This window comes from Actinacidiphila glaucinigra, from assembly GCF_900188405.1.
Classification (GTDB): Bacteria; Actinomycetota; Actinomycetes; order Streptomycetales; family Streptomycetaceae; genus Actinacidiphila; species Actinacidiphila glaucinigra.
Genome location: NZ_FZOF01000030.1, coordinates 14,832 through 29,420, shown reverse-complemented (window position 1 = coordinate 29,420; position 14,589 = coordinate 14,832). Strand labels below are relative to the sequence as shown.

Annotated in this window: 15 protein-coding genes, 1 tRNA gene and 1 pseudogene; 11 read left to right on the top strand and 6 right to left on the bottom strand. The window is 74.4% G+C overall.

Translation table 11 applies throughout. From position 1 onward, the window contains the following. Positions 1-5: 5 nt before the first annotated feature. Positions 6-707: a thiamine pyrophosphate-dependent enzyme gene (locus CHF15_RS36655; protein ID WP_089228258.1), complete on the bottom strand. Its 702-nt coding sequence runs from the start codon at positions 705-707 to the stop codon at positions 6-8. Between the two features lie 54 nt (positions 708-761). Between CHF15_RS36655 and soxR the strand changes: the two genes are divergently transcribed. Then, positions 762-1,241, top strand: a complete 480-nt coding sequence (gene soxR, locus CHF15_RS36650) for a redox-sensitive transcriptional activator SoxR (RefSeq protein ID WP_089228257.1) — start codon at positions 762-764, stop codon at positions 1,239-1,241. Here the strand turns inward: soxR and CHF15_RS36645 are convergent. Further along, positions 1,222-1,512 (bottom strand): YiaA/YiaB family inner membrane protein, encoded by a 291-nt coding sequence (locus CHF15_RS36645; RefSeq protein WP_026251357.1) that lies wholly within the window; start codon positions 1,510-1,512, stop codon positions 1,222-1,224. The two genes, soxR and CHF15_RS36645, sit on opposite strands and share 20 nt — an antisense overlap. 180 nt (positions 1,513-1,692) lie before the next feature. On the opposite strand from CHF15_RS36645, the gene CHF15_RS36640 reads away from it, so the two are divergent. Continuing rightward, positions 1,693-1,766: transfer RNA gene (locus CHF15_RS36640), tRNA-Pro, on the top strand. A 482-nt stretch (positions 1,767-2,248) separates the two neighbouring features. Next, complete coding sequence (locus CHF15_RS36635) at positions 2,249-3,952, top strand: ABC transporter ATP-binding protein (RefSeq protein WP_179280121.1); 1,704 nt, start codon at positions 2,249-2,251, stop codon at positions 3,950-3,952. 36 nt (positions 3,953-3,988) lie between these two features. Here the strand turns inward: CHF15_RS36635 and CHF15_RS36630 are convergent, their stop codons facing one another. Then, the gene (locus tag CHF15_RS36630) at positions 3,989-4,468 is read right to left on the bottom strand and encodes a winged helix-turn-helix transcriptional regulator (RefSeq protein WP_089228256.1); all 480 of its coding nucleotides are present in this window, start codon (positions 4,466-4,468) and stop codon (positions 3,989-3,991) included. Positions 4,469-4,665: 197 nt separating this feature from the next. On the opposite strand from CHF15_RS36630, the gene CHF15_RS36625 reads away from it, so the two are divergent. The 3 genes from CHF15_RS36625 to CHF15_RS36615 all read left to right on the top strand — a co-directional run bounded on the left by CHF15_RS36625 (position 4,666) and on the right by CHF15_RS36615 (position 6,855). Further along, positions 4,666-5,022, top strand: a complete 357-nt coding sequence (locus CHF15_RS36625; protein WP_089228255.1) for an MmcQ/YjbR family DNA-binding protein — start codon at positions 4,666-4,668, stop codon at positions 5,020-5,022. Next, positions 5,019-6,083 carry a TIGR03617 family F420-dependent LLM class oxidoreductase gene (locus CHF15_RS36620; RefSeq protein ID WP_089228254.1) on the top strand — a complete coding sequence of 355 codons (1,065 nt, stop codon included), beginning with the start codon at positions 5,019-5,021 and terminating at the stop codon, positions 6,081-6,083. Before CHF15_RS36625 ends, CHF15_RS36620 begins: the two co-directional genes overlap by 4 nt. Before the next feature lie 88 nt (positions 6,084-6,171). Continuing rightward, on the top strand, positions 6,172-6,855 hold the full coding sequence (locus CHF15_RS36615; RefSeq protein ID WP_089228253.1) for a RibD family protein: 684 nt from the start codon (positions 6,172-6,174) through the stop codon (positions 6,853-6,855). Positions 6,856-7,291: 436 nt separating this feature from the next. On the opposite strand, the gene CHF15_RS36610 is transcribed toward CHF15_RS36615, so the two are convergent. Continuing rightward, positions 7,292-8,107 (bottom strand): CDP-alcohol phosphatidyltransferase family protein, encoded by an 816-nt coding sequence (locus CHF15_RS36610; RefSeq protein ID WP_089228252.1) that lies wholly within the window; start codon positions 8,105-8,107, stop codon positions 7,292-7,294. 106 nt (positions 8,108-8,213) lie between these two features. Between CHF15_RS36610 and CHF15_RS36605 the strand changes: the two genes are divergently transcribed. The 5 genes and pseudogenes from CHF15_RS36605 to CHF15_RS36585 all read left to right on the top strand — a co-directional run. Next, positions 8,214-9,194, top strand: coding sequence for a zinc-dependent alcohol dehydrogenase (locus CHF15_RS36605; RefSeq protein ID WP_089228251.1), 981 nt, complete (start codon positions 8,214-8,216; stop codon positions 9,192-9,194). A 24-nt stretch (positions 9,195-9,218) separates the two neighbouring features. Next, the gene (locus CHF15_RS36600) at positions 9,219-9,617 is read left to right on the top strand and encodes a 6-pyruvoyl trahydropterin synthase family protein (protein ID WP_089228250.1); all 399 of its coding nucleotides are present in this window, start codon (positions 9,219-9,221) and stop codon (positions 9,615-9,617) included. Beyond that, the gene (locus CHF15_RS36595) at positions 9,614-10,738 is read left to right on the top strand and encodes a glycosyltransferase family 4 protein (protein WP_089228249.1); all 1,125 of its coding nucleotides are present in this window, start codon (positions 9,614-9,616) and stop codon (positions 10,736-10,738) included. The genes CHF15_RS36600 and CHF15_RS36595 overlap by 4 nt, the downstream gene beginning before the upstream one ends. Continuing rightward, positions 10,735-11,586, top strand: a complete 852-nt coding sequence (locus CHF15_RS36590; RefSeq protein ID WP_089228248.1) for an SAM-dependent methyltransferase — start codon at positions 10,735-10,737, stop codon at positions 11,584-11,586. The genes CHF15_RS36595 and CHF15_RS36590 overlap by 4 nt, the downstream gene beginning before the upstream one ends. After that, a pseudogene (locus tag CHF15_RS36585) lies at positions 11,583-12,413 on the top strand (lysylphosphatidylglycerol synthase transmembrane domain-containing protein); the annotation flags it as partial. The gene CHF15_RS36590 and the pseudogene CHF15_RS36585, both read left to right, overlap by 4 nt. 107 nt (positions 12,414-12,520) lie before the next feature. Here the strand turns inward: CHF15_RS36585 and CHF15_RS36580 are convergent. After that, entirely contained in the window at positions 12,521-13,030 is a 510-nt protein-coding gene (locus tag CHF15_RS36580; protein ID WP_089228247.1) for a GNAT family N-acetyltransferase, read from the bottom strand. A 100-nt stretch (positions 13,031-13,130) separates the two neighbouring features. Continuing rightward, positions 13,131-14,582 carry an MDR family MFS transporter gene (locus CHF15_RS36575; protein WP_089228246.1) on the bottom strand — a complete coding sequence of 484 codons (1,452 nt, stop codon included), beginning with the start codon at positions 14,580-14,582 and terminating at the stop codon, positions 13,131-13,133. Positions 14,583-14,589 lie beyond the last annotated feature (7 nt).

The window sequence follows — 14,589 nt, the reverse complement described above, 5'->3', positions numbered from 1 at the left end:
GGTGGTCACCGCTTGGGCTCGACTCGGGCGACGACGGCGTGCGGCCGTCCGGGGTGCGGCGCGGTGAACGCCTCGTACAGCGCCTCGTGGTCGCGGCCGTCCACGCTCGTCACGGACCAGCCCTCGCCCGCGAACAGCGAGGCGGGACCTCCCGGGCGCCGGTAGGTGGCGGAGGTGTTGTCGACGGCGACGACGTGAAGGCCCTCCAGCCCCATGGCGCCGGCGAAGGCGACGGCCTCGTGGTTGCTGCCCTCGTCCAGTTCGGCGTCGCCGACCAGCACCCACACCGCGGCGTCGGTCAGGCCCTGCGCCCGCAGCCCCAGGGCGCTGCCCACCGCGATCGGCAGTCCGTGGCCGAGCGAGCCTGAGCCGATCTCGGCCCCCGGCACGAGCACCCGGTCCGGGTGGAGGCCGAGCGGCGAGCCGAAGGAGCCGAAGCCCGGCAGCCACTCCTGCGGGACGAAGCCCTTGGCGGCGAGCACCGCGTAGTACGCCATCGGGCCGTGGCCCTTGGAGAGCAGGAACCGGTCCCGGCCGGTGTCCTCCGCGGTCTGCGGGGTCACCCGCAGCACGCGGTCGTAGAGCACCCACAGCACGTCGAGGGTGGAGGTGGCGGCGGGCCCGTGCTTCTCGTCGCCGGTCATGAGCGACATCAGCCGCCGGAGGTCGTCGTATCCGTACGCGGTGTCCGCACTGGTCGGAGTCATGGGTCGAGGGTGCAACTTCAAGTCCGCTTGAGGTCAAGCGGTACGCTCGGCCCCATGAGCGACCCCGCACCGCGCCGCGACCGCCTGGCCATCGGCGAGCTCGCCGCGCGCAGCGGTCTCGCCACCTCGGCCCTGCGCTACTACGAGGACCTCGGCCTCATCCGCTCCGAGCGGACCGCCGGCGGGCAGCGCCGCTACCCCCGTGCGACGCTGCGCCGCGTCGCCTTCATCCGGGCCGCCCAGCGGGTCGGCCTGTCGCTGGAGGAGGCCGGCGCCGCCCTCGCCCGGCTCCCGGAGGACCGCGCCCCCAGCGCCGCCGAGTGGAACGCCGTCGCCCGCACCTGGACCCGCCGCATCGACGAGCAGATCGCGGAGCTGGAACGGCTCAAGGGCAACCTCACCGGCTGCATCGGCTGCGGCTGCCTCTCCCTGCGCAAGTGCGCCCTGTACAACCCGGACGACACCGCCGCCGCCCGGGGGCCCGGCGCGCGCTACCTGCTGGGCGACGAGTCGGCTACACCCCGTCGACCTTGAACGGGTCGTGCTCGGACAGCAGCTTGTCCAGCCGCGCCTGGTCCACCCGGCTCGTCACCTGGCCGGCCTCCTGCCGGTCGCGGACGACCTTGGCGAGCGTGAACGCCGAGGTCACCACATAGAGCAGCCCCACCGCCAGGAAGGCCCGCACCCACGGGCCGACCGGCAGGTAGGCGATGCCCACGACCATCGCCCCGAGGGCGACGGCGAACGAGATCGCGGCCTGCGCCGAGTAGGCCGCCGTGTTCTGCTGCTGGATCGGATTCGCCATGCCTGAAGCATCGGCCGCCGCGGCCCGCGCCACATGAGTACGGCTACTCATCCGGGGCCGGGTACCCCGCCCCGGCGGCGCCGCACGTGGTGCGGGAATGGTGCGAGCGAGCACCCGACGACGTGCGGTATTGTTCTCGTGCGCGGTCGGCCGGGTGGGAAACCCGGTACGAGCCGACACCGGGACGTGGCGCAGCTTGGTAGCGCACTTGACTGGGGGTCAAGGGGTCGCAGGTTCAAATCCTGTCGTCCCGACGGTGCTGACCAGCGGGTTTGTCATTCATGACAAACCCGCTGGTTGCGTTGTGCGGCACATGAGGCGCGGACCGAGCGTGGCGGCGCCGACCGGCCGCCCCCCGTGCGGGGCCGCGCCGCCCCACGGCCGCCGAGGGCCTTGTCCGTGCGCCGGGAAGCCTCCGTGCGCCGTGCCGCCGGACCGGAAAACGCTTGGACTCCGCACGTGTCGCCGCGGGACACTGCGACATCCGGACCGCCCACTCATCGCACGGCGGCAGCGGCGCGAGCCGCGCGGGCCGCCGGCCCGAACGCAGTGCCGCACCGCCACGGCGGCAGCGGTACCCCCGGAGAAGCACGCGGCCATCGCCGCACGACACCGCAGGGTGAAGATGGGATCGCCTGAAACAGACAGGTTCCGGCCGGCCAGGGGCCCGGTGCTCCTGGCGCTTCGTCACTACGGAAGGGAGCTGTCCCGGCTTCGGTGGCTGACGCTTCCGGCGATGCTGTCGCCGGCCCTCGGCAACATCGGCATCAACTACGTGGCCCCGCTGGTCGTCGCGAAGCTCGTCGGCGGCTTCGTCGACGGCACCGCCCCCGGCCTCGGGGCGACCCTTCCCTACGTCCTGGTCTTCGCCGGCGTACTGCTGCTCGCGGAGACACTGTGGCGGATCGGCCTGCACTGCCTGAACCGCCTCGACGCCCTCGGCATCGAGCACCTCTACGTGGTCGGCATGGACGAGCTGTTCGCCAAGGACGCGGCGTTCTTCCACGACAACTTCGCCGGGTCGCTCACCAAGCGGGTGCTGAGCTTCGCCTCGCGCTTCGAGGAGTTCGTCGACACGCTGACCTTCAACGTCCTGGGCAGCTTCGTACCGCTGCTGTTCGGGTCGGTGGTGCTGTGGGCCTACGAACCGCTGCTGGTGGTCGGCCTCTTGGTGATGATCGCGGTGACCGCGCTGTGCGTGGCGCCCCTCATCCGCCGGCGCCAGGCGCTCGTCCGCCGGCGCGAGGAGGCGATCGCCCGGGTGTCCGGGCACGTCGCCGACAGCCTGATGAACATGGACACCGTCCGGGCGTTCGCCGCCGAGGAGCGCGAGGCCGCCGAGCACCGCTCCCGCGTCGCCGAGTCGCGCAGGCTCACGCTCAAGTCGTGGGACTACGGGAACCTGCGCATCGACACCCTGGTCGCACCGCTGTCCGTGCTCACCAACGCGCTCGGCCTGCTGCTCGCGGTCACGCTCGGCGCGGGCACGCACGGCGTGGAGGCGGTCGTGGTGGCCTTCACCTACTACTCCAACGCGACGCGGATCATGTTCGAGTTCAACCAGATCTACCGCCGTCTGGAGAGCTCGATGACGGAGGCCGCGCAGTTCACCGAACTGCTGCTGAACCCGCCCACCGTGCTCGACCCGCCCGCGCCGGAGCCGCTGCGGTCCCAGGGCGCCGGTGTCCGCTTCGAGCACGTGACCTTCGCCCACGGGGGCGCGCAGCCGCTCTTCGAGGGGCTCGACCTGGCCGTGCCCAGCGGTGCCAGGGTCGGGCTGGTCGGCCGCTCCGGGGGCGGCAAGACCACCCTCACCCGGCTGCTGCTGCGCATGAACGACATCGACGGCGGCCGGATCCTCATCGGCGGGCAGGACATCAGCCGGCTGCGCCAGGCCGACCTGCGCGGCCTGATCTCCTACGTGCCGCAGGACCCGGCGATGTTCCACCGCTCACTGCGGGACAACATCGCCTTCGCCCGCCCGGACGCCACCGAGGGCGAGATCCGCCGCGCGGCCAAGGCCGCCCACGTCACGGAGTTCGCGGACGCGCTGCCCGCCGGCTTCGACACCATGGTCGGCGAACGCGGGCTCAAGCTCTCCGGCGGACAGCGGCAGCGGGTCGCGCTCGCCAGGGCGATCCTGCGCGACGCCCCGATCCTGCTGCTCGACGAGGCGACCAGCGCGCTGGACTCGGAGAGCGAGATCCTCGTCCAGGAGGCCCTGTGGCGGCTCATGGAGGGGCGGACGGCGCTCGTGGTGGCGCACAGGCTCAGCACGGTCGCCGGCATGGACCGGCTGGTCGTCCTGGACCGCGGACGCATCGTCGAGCAGGGCACCCACCAGGAGCTGCTCGCGGAGGACGGCGCCTACGCCAAGCTGTGGCAGCACCAGTCGGGCGGCTTCCTTGACGACACCGCCGAACGGGCCGACCTGCACTGAACCGGGCCGCCTGCGGCCGCCGGGGCGCTCTGCGGGTCAGACCGCCCCGGCGGGCCGGGTCACCGCGATGGACACGTCGGTGCCCGGCACCTCGCTGCCGTCGTCGGTGAGGAAGCCGACGTGGACGGCCTGCCCGGTCGAGCGCGTCCGGCGGCGCGCGGAGGGGCCGGAGGGGCGCGGCCGGTGGCGGTCGCCCCACTGCTGGAGGGAGGCCATGACGAGGTCGAGCTCCCGCCCGGCGTCGGTCAGGTGGTAGCTCTGCCGCTGCCGGCTGCCCGGCTCCTGGTACGTGCGCGTGCACAGCACCCCGGCGTCGACGAGCAGCTTGAGACGGGTGCTGAGGAGGTTGGGGGCGATGCCGAGCGAGGTCTGGATCTCGGCGAAGCGGTGCCGCCCGGCGAAGATCTCGCGCAGCACCAGCAGGGACCAGCGCTCACCGAGGATCTGCAGGCTCCGCTCGATGGAGCAGGCCGGCTGGTCCTCCTCCGGGCCCGACACATGCCGTCCGGTCGCCACTGCCGCTCACCTCCTGGACGATGCGATTCCCGCCCGCCGCGTCGTCGCGACCGCGCTCGGGGGGAACGTCAGTGTACACCTAGGTTTCCTCTTGCTACCCAGGTCCGGGCCGAAGGGGCGGAGGGGGGCCGGAGGGGGGCGTCACGCGCGGGGGACGCGTCACGGCCGTTGTCGGAGGCGATGGCTACCGTGGTCGCATGCCCGATTCCGAAGACGTCCGCCGCATCGCCCTCTCGCTGCCCGAGTCGGTGGAGAAGGAGGCCTGGAGCATGCCCACGTTCCGGGTCGCCGGGAAGATGTACCTCACGCTGCCCGATGACGAGTCGTCCTTCGCGGTGCGCTGCCCCATGCACGAGCGGAGCGAGCTGATCGCGGCCGAGCCGCGGAAGTTCTGGGTGCCGCCGCACGAGGCCGGGTCGAACTGGGTGCGGGTCCGCCTCGCCGCCCTGGACGACATGGACGAGCTCCGGGACATCGTCGCCGACTCCTGGCGGCAGGCCGCGCCGCCGCGGCTCACCGAAGCGGCCGGCCCGGCTTCGGGAGCCGGCGCGTGACCACCCCGCCCGCGCCCCTCAAGGCCGACTTCACCTTCACCGGCCGGATCGAGCGGACCGCCGCGGCAGCAGCCCGGGCCGAGGCCCACGGGGCGGACGGCGTGCTGGTCAACGAGATGCGGCACGACGCCTTCCTCCAGCTGGCCCTCGCCGCGGGCGCCACCCGCCGGGCCGACCTGGTCAGCGGTGTGGCGATCGCCTTCGCGCGCAACCCGATGACGGTGGCCACGGCCGCGTACGACGTCCAGCGGCTGTCCGGCGGGCGGCTGACCGTAGGCCTCGGCTCGCAGGTCAAGCCGCACATCACCCACCGCTACGGCATGCCCTGGTCGCGGCCCGCCGCCCGCATGAAGGAGTTCGCGGGCGCCCTGCGGGCCATCTGGCACAGCTGGCAGACCGGCGAACGGCTGCGCCTCCGCGGCGAGTTCTACACCCACACCCTGATGACGCCGATGTTCGACCCGGGCCCCCTGCCGTCCGGGCCGCCCCGCATCTGGCTCGCCGGTGTCGGCCCGAAGATGACCGCCGTCGCGGGCGAGGTCGCCGACGGGCTGATCTGCCACGCCCTCACCTCCGCGGACTACCTCCGGCAGGTCACCCTCCCCACCGTGCACCAGGCCAGGGCGGCCTCCGAGCGCGCGGGCCTGCCCTTCGAGGTGGCGGGCAACGCCCTGGTCGCCACCGGCCGTACCGAGGAGGAGTACGCGGCGGCGCTGACCGCCACCCGCGAGCGGATCGCGTTCTACGCCTCCACGCCCGCCTACCGCCCCGTGCTCGACCTCCACGGCTGGGGCGGGCTCCACGACGAGCTGCACCGGCTGTCCGTGCGCGGCCGGTGGGCCGAGATGGGCCGGCTGGTGGACGACGACGTCCTGGACGCCTTCGCCGTCCACGGTGAACCGCAGGCGGCCGGCCGGGCCGTACGCGACCGCTTCGCGGGCCTGTGCACCCGCGTCACCGTCTCCCTCTCCCACGATGCCGACGACTCGCTCGCCCTCGACGTCCTCGCCGGGATACGGGACCGACGGGCCGCCTCCGCGGCTGACCAGGCCCGACGGTGATCGGCGGACCCTACATCGATCCGGAGGCTCGCGCGCGACTTACGGAACCTTCACATCCGCGAACGCCCTTGTACGGCAATGTGTCCCCATGAGATCGCGCCCGTACGTACTGATGTCCGTGGCCTCCTCGCTGGACGGATGCCTGGACGACACGAGCACGACCCGGCTGCTGCTCTCCAACGAGGAGGACTTCGACCGGATCGACGACGTCCGCTCCGGGGTGGACGCCATCCTCGTGGGGGCCAACACCATACGGTCCGACGACCCGCGGCTGCTGGTGTGCTCCGCCGAGCGCCGCGAACGGCGGCTCCGCGCGGGGCTGTCGCCGACGCCGATCAAGGTCACGGTCACCGAGAGCGGGAAACTCGACCCAGGCGCCCGGTTCTTCACGACGGGGGAGTGCGAGAAGGTCGTCTACACGACCTCCGGCGCGAGCGACTGCCTCCGCGAACGCATCGGCGACGTCTGCTCCGTCGTCGACGCCGGCGACCCGCTGGACGTGCGGATCCTGCTCGCCGACCTCGCCGAGCGCGGTGTCGGACGGCTCATGGTCGAGGGCGGGGGAATCGTCCACACCATGTTCCTCAGCGCCGGGCTCGTCGACGAACTCCAGCTCGTGTACGCGCCGTTCTTCGTCGGCCAGGCCGACGCCCCGCGCATGGTGCACCCCGCGGTCTTCCCGCAGGGCCCCCAGCAGCGGATGACGCTCGCGGAGACCCGGCAGATCGGCGACGTGGTGCTGCTGCGCTACCTGCCCCGCCAGGACGCCTGACCGCGGGTGGCGGCGGCTCAGCCGCCGACCGGGCCGCGAGCGGGACGGGTCTGCCCCTGGCGCCGAATCGAGCCGCGACAGGCGGCGCTTGGGGCCCGGCGACAAGGCGGTCAATCGGCGGCGGCGGCGCTCTGCGCCGATCGGGCCGGAGCCTCGGACATCCCGGATGAGGGCCGGGGCTGCCTCGTGGGCGATGGCCTTCGGCGTGCCCGGGGTTTCGTGAACTCCGACCGTGCCGCCCGAGCGTGCCTGCCCGGGTCCCGTCCGGGCCATGAGCGGGGCCGGCGGCCGGGCGGTGACCCCGAGGTCGCACTCCAGGGCCCGGAGGGGCCGTCGCGCGGTGGCCTTCGGCGCGCCCCGGGGCGGTTGGTGGTGTCCTGGGCCGGACGGCAGCCCCGGCAGCGGAGGGCGCCGCCGGGGCCGCGGACCTGCCGGGTCAGGAGGTACGGCCGCCCGCGCCGGAGGAGACCAGCACGCGGGAATCCTCCGCCGCCCCGCCCGCCCCCGCGAGGCCCGTGGCGGACCCGGACCGCGGGGCCGGGCGGTGGCGCCACAGCCAGAGCACGTCGCGGCCGAACGACCACACCAGCGAGGCCAGCGCGAGCACCGTCAGGGCGGCCGAGACCCCCGCGGGCAGGAGCCCCGAGCATGCGGCGAGCAGGACGACGCCCTGCAGCGCCGCAACGGTCTTGCGGGCGAAGCTCGGCGGGAGCGGCGCGTTGAGCCACGGCAGTACCCACGCCGCCGCCACGAACGCGTACCGCATGGCGCCGATCACCAGCACCCACGGGCCCAGCGTCAGGGCGAGCCGCGCACTGAGCACCAGGATCAGGAAGGCGTCGACCTCCATGTCGAAGCGCGCGCCCAGGGCGGACGACGTGCCCGTGCGCCGCGCGACCTTGCCGTCCACCGCGTCGAGGGCCAGCGCCACCGCGGTCAGCCCGGTGAGCAGCGGCGTGCCGTGCGCGACGCCTCCCGCCACCATGGCCGTCACGCCGCCGACGAGCACCGCGCGGGCCAGGGTGACGTGGTCGGCCGGGCCCAGCGAGCGGCGACCCGCCCGCCGCAGGCCCGCCGCCAGCAGCGCCCAGGTGCCCGCCGCGTAGACGGTCCCGGCCAGCCAGCCCACGGCGTCCAGGCCCGTGGTGGCCCACAGCGCGGCGAACAGCGCCAACTGGGCGGCTGCCGCCCCGGCCTGCTCACGGCCCGCGGTGCCCCCACGGAACTCGGATCCAACGGTCATCACGGTCATGAGACGTCCCCGCTTGTCGCCTGTGCGGCACAGCCGCGTACGGTCGGGCCCGGCACCACCTGGATGGCCGGTGTCTGTTGCCCGCCATGGAGTACGGAGGAAAACGGTGGAGCGTTCGGCGCGTGCGTTCTGGCTTCGCGAACCAGGCGAGGGCGAGGTCAGGGAGACGCCCCTCGCGGAGCCCGGCCCGGGGGAGGTGCTGGTGCGCTCCCTGTACTCCGGGGTGAGCCGCGGCACCGAGACCCTGGTCTTCCGGGGCGGGGTGCCCGTGAGCCAGCACCAGTCGATGCGGGCGCCGTTCCAGGAGGGCGAGTTCCCGGGGCCGGTGAAGTACGGCTACCTCAACGTGGGCCTCGTCGAGCAGGGGCCGCCCGAGCTGCTCGGCCGCACCGTCTTCTGCCTCTACCCGCACCAGACCCGGTACGTCGTCCCGGCCACCGCCGTGACGCCCGTGCCCGACGACGTCCCCGCGGGCCGCGCGGTGCTGGCGGGCACCGTCGAGACCGCGGTCAACGCGGTCTGGGACGCGGGCCCGCAGATCGGCGACCGGATCGCCGTGGTCGGCGCCGGCATGGTCGGCTGCAGTGTGGCCGCCGTCCTCGCGGGCGTCCCGGGGGCGCGGGTGCAGCTCGTCGACGTCGACCCCTCCCGCGCCGCCGTCGCCGAGGCGCTCGGCGTCGGCTTCGCCCACCCCGACGCGGCCGAGGGCGGCTGCGACCTGGTCGTGCACGCCAGCGCCACCGAGGCGGGGCTCGCCCGCTCCCTGGAACTGCTGGAGCCCGAGGGCACCGTCGTCGAGCTGAGCTGGTACGGCGACCGGCGGGTCAGCCTGCCGCTGGGCGAGGCCTTCCACTCCCGCCGCCTGGTCGTGCGCAGCAGCCAGGTCGGCACGGTCTCACCCTCGCGCCGCACCCGGCGCACCTATGCGGACCGGATGGCACTGGCCCTGCGCCTGCTCGCCGACCCGGTCTACGACGCTCTCGTCACCGGCGAGAGCGACTTCGAGGAACTGCCCCTGCTGATGAAGGAGATCGCAGGCGGTGAACGTTCCGTGCTCTGCCACCGTATTGCCTACCGTCCCGGTTAGGCCTTTGGGGAAGGTTGTCCTCGCGTGTTCAGTATCACCGTCCGCGACCACGTCATGGTCGCCCACAGCTTCCGCGGCGAGGTCTTCGGACCCGCGCAGCGGTTGCACGGCGCGACGTTCCTGGTGGACGCCACGTTCCGCCGCCCGGAGCTCGACGCCGACAACATCGTCGTCGACATCGGCCTGGCCACCCAGGAGCTGGGCGCGGTACTCGCCGCGCTCAACTACCGCAACCTCGACGACGATCCGGACTTCTCCGGGATCAACACCTCCACCGAGTTCCTGGCGAAGACCATCGCCGACCGGCTCGCCGACCGCGTGGCCGCGGGCAAGCTCGGCGAGGGTGCGCACGGCCTGACCGGCATCACCGTCACCCTCCACGAGTCGCACGTCGCCTGGGCGAGCTACGAGCGTTCTCTGTGAGGACGCACGCGCGCTCGACCGCCCCCGCTCCGGCGGGGGCGGCCCCCGCGTACGTCGTCCTCCCGGGCGACGTCGACGACGCCTCCGCGCCCAGCGGCGGCAACGTCTACGACCGCCGGCTGAGCCAGACCCTGGCGGCCGCGGGCCGGCCGCTGCGGGAACTCCCCGTGCGGGGCGCGTGGCCGCGCCCGGACGGCGCCGCCCGCGAGGCACTGGCCAGGGCGCTCGCCGCGGTGCCGGACGGCGCCGTCGTCCTGCTCGACGGGCTCGTGGCCTGCGGCGTCCCCGAGATCGTCGTCCCGCACACGCGCCGGCTGCGCACCGCCGTCCTGGTGCATCTGCCGCTCGCCGACGAGACCGGCCTGGACCCCGCGGCCGCCCGCGAACTCGACACCCTGGAGCGCGAGACCCTGCGGGCCGCCGCCGCGGTCGTCGCCACCAGCCCCTGGGCGGCCCGGCGCATCGCCGAGCGGCACGCGCTGCCCGCGGGCCGGGTCCACGTCGTCGTCCCCGGCACCGATCCCGCGCCGCTCGCGCCCGGCAGGCAGGACGGCGCACGGCTGCTGTGCGTGGCCTCGATCACCCCGCGCAAGGGCCACGACCTGCTGGCCGAGGCCCTGGCCGCCGTCGCGGACCTGCCCTGGACCTGCCGCTGCGTGGGCCCGCTCGGCCGCGACCCCGAACACCTCGCACGCGTACGCCAACTGATCGGCCGGCACGGCCTCGGCGACCGCGTGGACCTCACCGGCCCGCTCACCGGCGAACCCCTCGCGGCGGAGTACGCCGCCGCCGACCTGCTCGTCCTGCCGTCCCGCGCCGAGACCTTCGGCATGGTCGTCACCGAGGCCCTGATGCGCGGCACCCCCGTACTGGCCACCGCCGCCGGGGGAGTGCCCGACGCCCTCGGCCTGGCACCGGACGGCACACGGCCCGGCCTGCTCGTCCCCCCGGACGACCCGGACGAACTCGCCGCGGCGCTCCGCCGCTGGCTCGACGACGCCGGCCTGCGCGACCGGCTGCGGGCGGCGGCCCGCCTGCGGCGCGAGACGCTGCACGGCTGGGAGCGCGCCGCGCGGGACATGGACGCGGTACTCGAACTGCTGCGGGAGGGAACCCGATGACCACGTCCGACACCGCCCCCTTCACACCGCACTGGCTCGCGCTGCGCGAGGACGCCGACGCCGCGGCCCGTGCCGCGGACCTGCTCGGCCCGCTCCGCGAGCACCTCGCGGGCGCCGACCGCGGCAGCGGCCCGCTCGTCGTCCGCGACCTCGGCTGCGGCACCGGTTCCATGGGCCGCTGGCTCAGCGGAAGCCTCCCCGGGCCGCAGCACTGGATCCTCCACGACCACGACCCCGCCCTCCTCGCCCTCGCCGCGGCGAGCCTGACCGGCCTCACCGCGGGCGGCGGCCCCGTCACCGCCGAGACCCGCGAGGGCGACCTCACCCGGCTCACCGCCGCCGACCTCGCCGGGACCTCGCTCGTCACCGCGTCCGCACTGCTGGACCTGCTCACCGCCGACGAGATCGACGCCCTTGCCGCCACCTTCACCGCCGCCGGGGTCCCCGTGCTCTTCGGTCTCTCCGTGGTCGGCGAGGTCGAACTCGGGCCCGCCGACCCGCTCGACGCGGACATCACGGCGGCCTTCAACGCGCACCAGCGCCGTACGGCCGGCGGCCGCGCACTGCTCGGCCCGGACGCCCTCGACGTCGCCGCCCGGGCGTTCACCCGGCACGGTGCCAGCGTCACGACCCGGCCCAGCCCCTGGCGGCTCGGCGCGGACAGCGCCGCGCTCACCGCCGAGTGGCTGCGCGGCTGGGTGGGCGCCGCCGTCGAACAGGACCCCCGCCTGGCCGCCCCCGCGCAGTCCTATCTGCGCCGCCGGCTCGAGGACTGCGCCGCCGGGCGGCTCACCGCCGTCGTCGGCCACGGCGACCTGCTCGCCCTGCCCGGAGGTGGCGCCCGGTGAGGCAACGACTGTGGGCCTGGCTGCGGTTGCTGATCGGCGCGGGCATCCTGGCCGCCCTCGTGTGGCGGCTCGGCACCGGCGCGTTCGTCGACGGCCTGCGGGTCGTCGACGGCCCCGCCGTCCTCGCCGCCCTCGTGATCGGCCTGTTCACCACCGTGACGAGCGCCTGGCGCTGGTGCCTGGTCGCCCGCCGGCTCGGCCTGCGGCTCCCGCTGACCCGGGCCGTGTCCGACTACTACCGGGCGCTGCTGCTCAACGCGGTGCTCCCGGCCGGGGTCCTCGGCGACGTCGACCGGGCCGTCCGCCACGGCAGGCACTCGGGCGATGTCGGCCGCGGTGTGCGCGCCGTCGTCCTGGAACGGGTCGGCGGCCAGGTCGTCGTCCTCGTGCTCGGCGCGGCCGTCCTGCTGACCCGGCCCTCACTGGTCACGGCCATCGCCGGCGACCTCGTGCCGGGCCGGGCCGCCGCGGAGGTCACGGCCGGTGTGCTCCTGGCCGTCGTGGCGCTGGGCGGATGGCTGCTGTGGCGGCGCGGCGCCAAGGGGCGCAAGGCCCTGGCCACCGGGCTGGCCGACCTCCGCAGCGGACTGCTGGCCCGCGGCACCTGGCCGGGTGTGGTCGCCCTGTCCGCGGCGGGACTCGCCGGGCACATCGCCCTGTTCGTGGTCGCGGCCCGTGCCGCCGGTTCGCCGGCGCCGGTCGCCACGCTCGTGCCGCCGCTCGTCCTGGCCCTGCTGGTGATGGGACTGCCCGTCAACATCGGCGGCTGGGGCCCGCGTGAGGCCGCCGCGACGCTCGCCTTCGGCGCCGCCGGGCTGGGCGCCGCCCAGGGCCTCGCGACCGCCGTCGTGTACGGGGTGCTCACCCTCGTCTCGAGCCTCCCCGGGATCGCCGTCCTCGCCCTCCCCGGACTGCGCGCCCTCGCCGCCCGCTTTCAGCCCGCGGAGGACGGCGCCGTCCCGTCCCCCAGGTCGCGGACGAACCGGAGCCCGGGACGGCCGCTCAGCTCGACCGTGCCGGCCGGCACGAACCCCGTACGGGACAGCACTGTGCGCGAGCCCGCGTTGTCCACCGTGGTGACCGCCCGCAGCGTCGCCAGCCCGTACTCACCGGCCGCCCGCGCGCACACTTCGTGAACCGCGGCCGTGGCGAGCCCTCGCCCGGCCGCGCTCTCGGCGATCCGGTACCCCAGCTCCGCCGACCCGTCGGCCACGTCCACCAGGTTGATCCGGCCCAGCACCTCGTCGTCCGCGCCGACCAGCACATGGAAGTGGCAGAACCCGGTGTCCTGCTCGGCGAGCAGAGCTTGGTGCCGCGCGTCGAAGTGGGTGAAGTAGTCGTCGCCCCGGTCGGGTATCGACGCGGCGAAGTACGAGCGGTTCGCTCGCTCGAACTCCAGGAGCGCGGCGGCGTGATCGGTACGGAGACGTTCCAGGCGAGGCATGCCCCGATGGTAGTGGCGGCCGCCCGCGTCCGGCCGAGGCGTGGCGCCGGGCCGGAGGCCGGCACGCGGTGCTCCGCGACCGGCCTCCGGCTCCGTCGGGTCAGGAGGCCGGCGAGGCGGCCGCGCCGGGGCGGGCGTGCCGGCCGGGGCGGGACGTCTCGACGCCCAGGGCGTCCTTGTCGGAGACGAAGAGCGCGGCGACCGCGGAGATCAGGGCCAGGCCCGTGCAGAGCACGAAGCCGGCGTGGTACGCGCCCAGGTTGGCCGTGGTGGCGCCGCCCGCCGTCACGGTCGTCGTACCGACCGCGGTGAGGAGCGTGGCGATGAGCGCCGTACCGAAGGCACCGCCCAGCTGCCGCTGCATGTTGAACACGGTCGCGGCCCGCCCCGTCGAGGGCGCGGGGATCGTGGCGAAGGCGGCGTTCTGAGCCGACATCATCACGTGCCCGATGCAGTAGCCGAGGACGAAGAGCACCCCGCGCAGCACCCACGGCGAGGTGGCCGTCGTGAACCCGGTCATCACCGCCACGCAGACGCCCATGCCGGCCGAACCGCCCACCATGAGCCACCGCGGCCCGATCCGCCGGTACAGGCGCGGGGCGATCTGCGCGGCGGCCATCACTCCCACGGCCTCCGGCCAGGTGGCCAGGCCGCTCTCGAAGGCGTTGAAGCCCAGCGCCTCCTGCAGGAACATCGGGTAGAGCCACACGGTGCCGAGGAAGACCGCGCTGAGCGGGAACATCACGACGGTGTTGGCGCGGAACAGCCGGTCCCGGAAGAGCTCCAGGTCCAGCATCGGCATCGGGATCCGCCGCTCCACCAGCACCATCGCGCCGAGCGCCGCGATCCCCACGAGCAGCGGCACGAGGATGCCCGCGGTGCCCCAGCCGTCCTTGGCGCCGTTGGTCAGCGCGTACAGCGCCAGCGCCAGCCCGCCGCCGGCCAGGAGGAAGCCGACGAGGTCGAAGCGCCCGGGGCGCTCCAGCCGGAAGTCCGGGAGGAACAGCAGGCCGAAGACGACGGCGGCGGCACCGACCGGCAGGTTGACCAGGAAGACCCAGTGCCAGGACACGGCGTCGCACAGCCAGCCGCCCAGCACCGGGCCCACGGCAGGCGCGATGGCGGTCGGCACCATCAGCGCGCGCTGCGCCTTGATCCGTTCCGCCGGCGGGTACGCCCGGAAGAGCATGGTCTGGCCGACCGGGACGAGCAGACCGCCGCCCGCGCCCTGCAGGATCCGGTAGAGGGTGAGCTGTTCGAGACTGGTGGACATCGCGCACAGCGCCGACGCCAGGGTGAAGGCGACCAGCGCGGCGAGGAACACCCGGCGGGTGCCGTACCGGTCGGCGAGCCAGCCGGCGACGGGGATGAAGACCGCCAGGCTGACCAGGTATCCGATGTTGACGCCCCCCAGCCCGGAGGCCGGCACGCCGAAGTCCTCGCCGATGGCCGGTACGGCGACGTTGACGATGGTGGTGTCCATGATCGCCATGAACAGCGCGGCGACGAACACCACGGCGACCGCGGTGGTCGGCGGAATCCTGCGTGCCAAAAGGAAG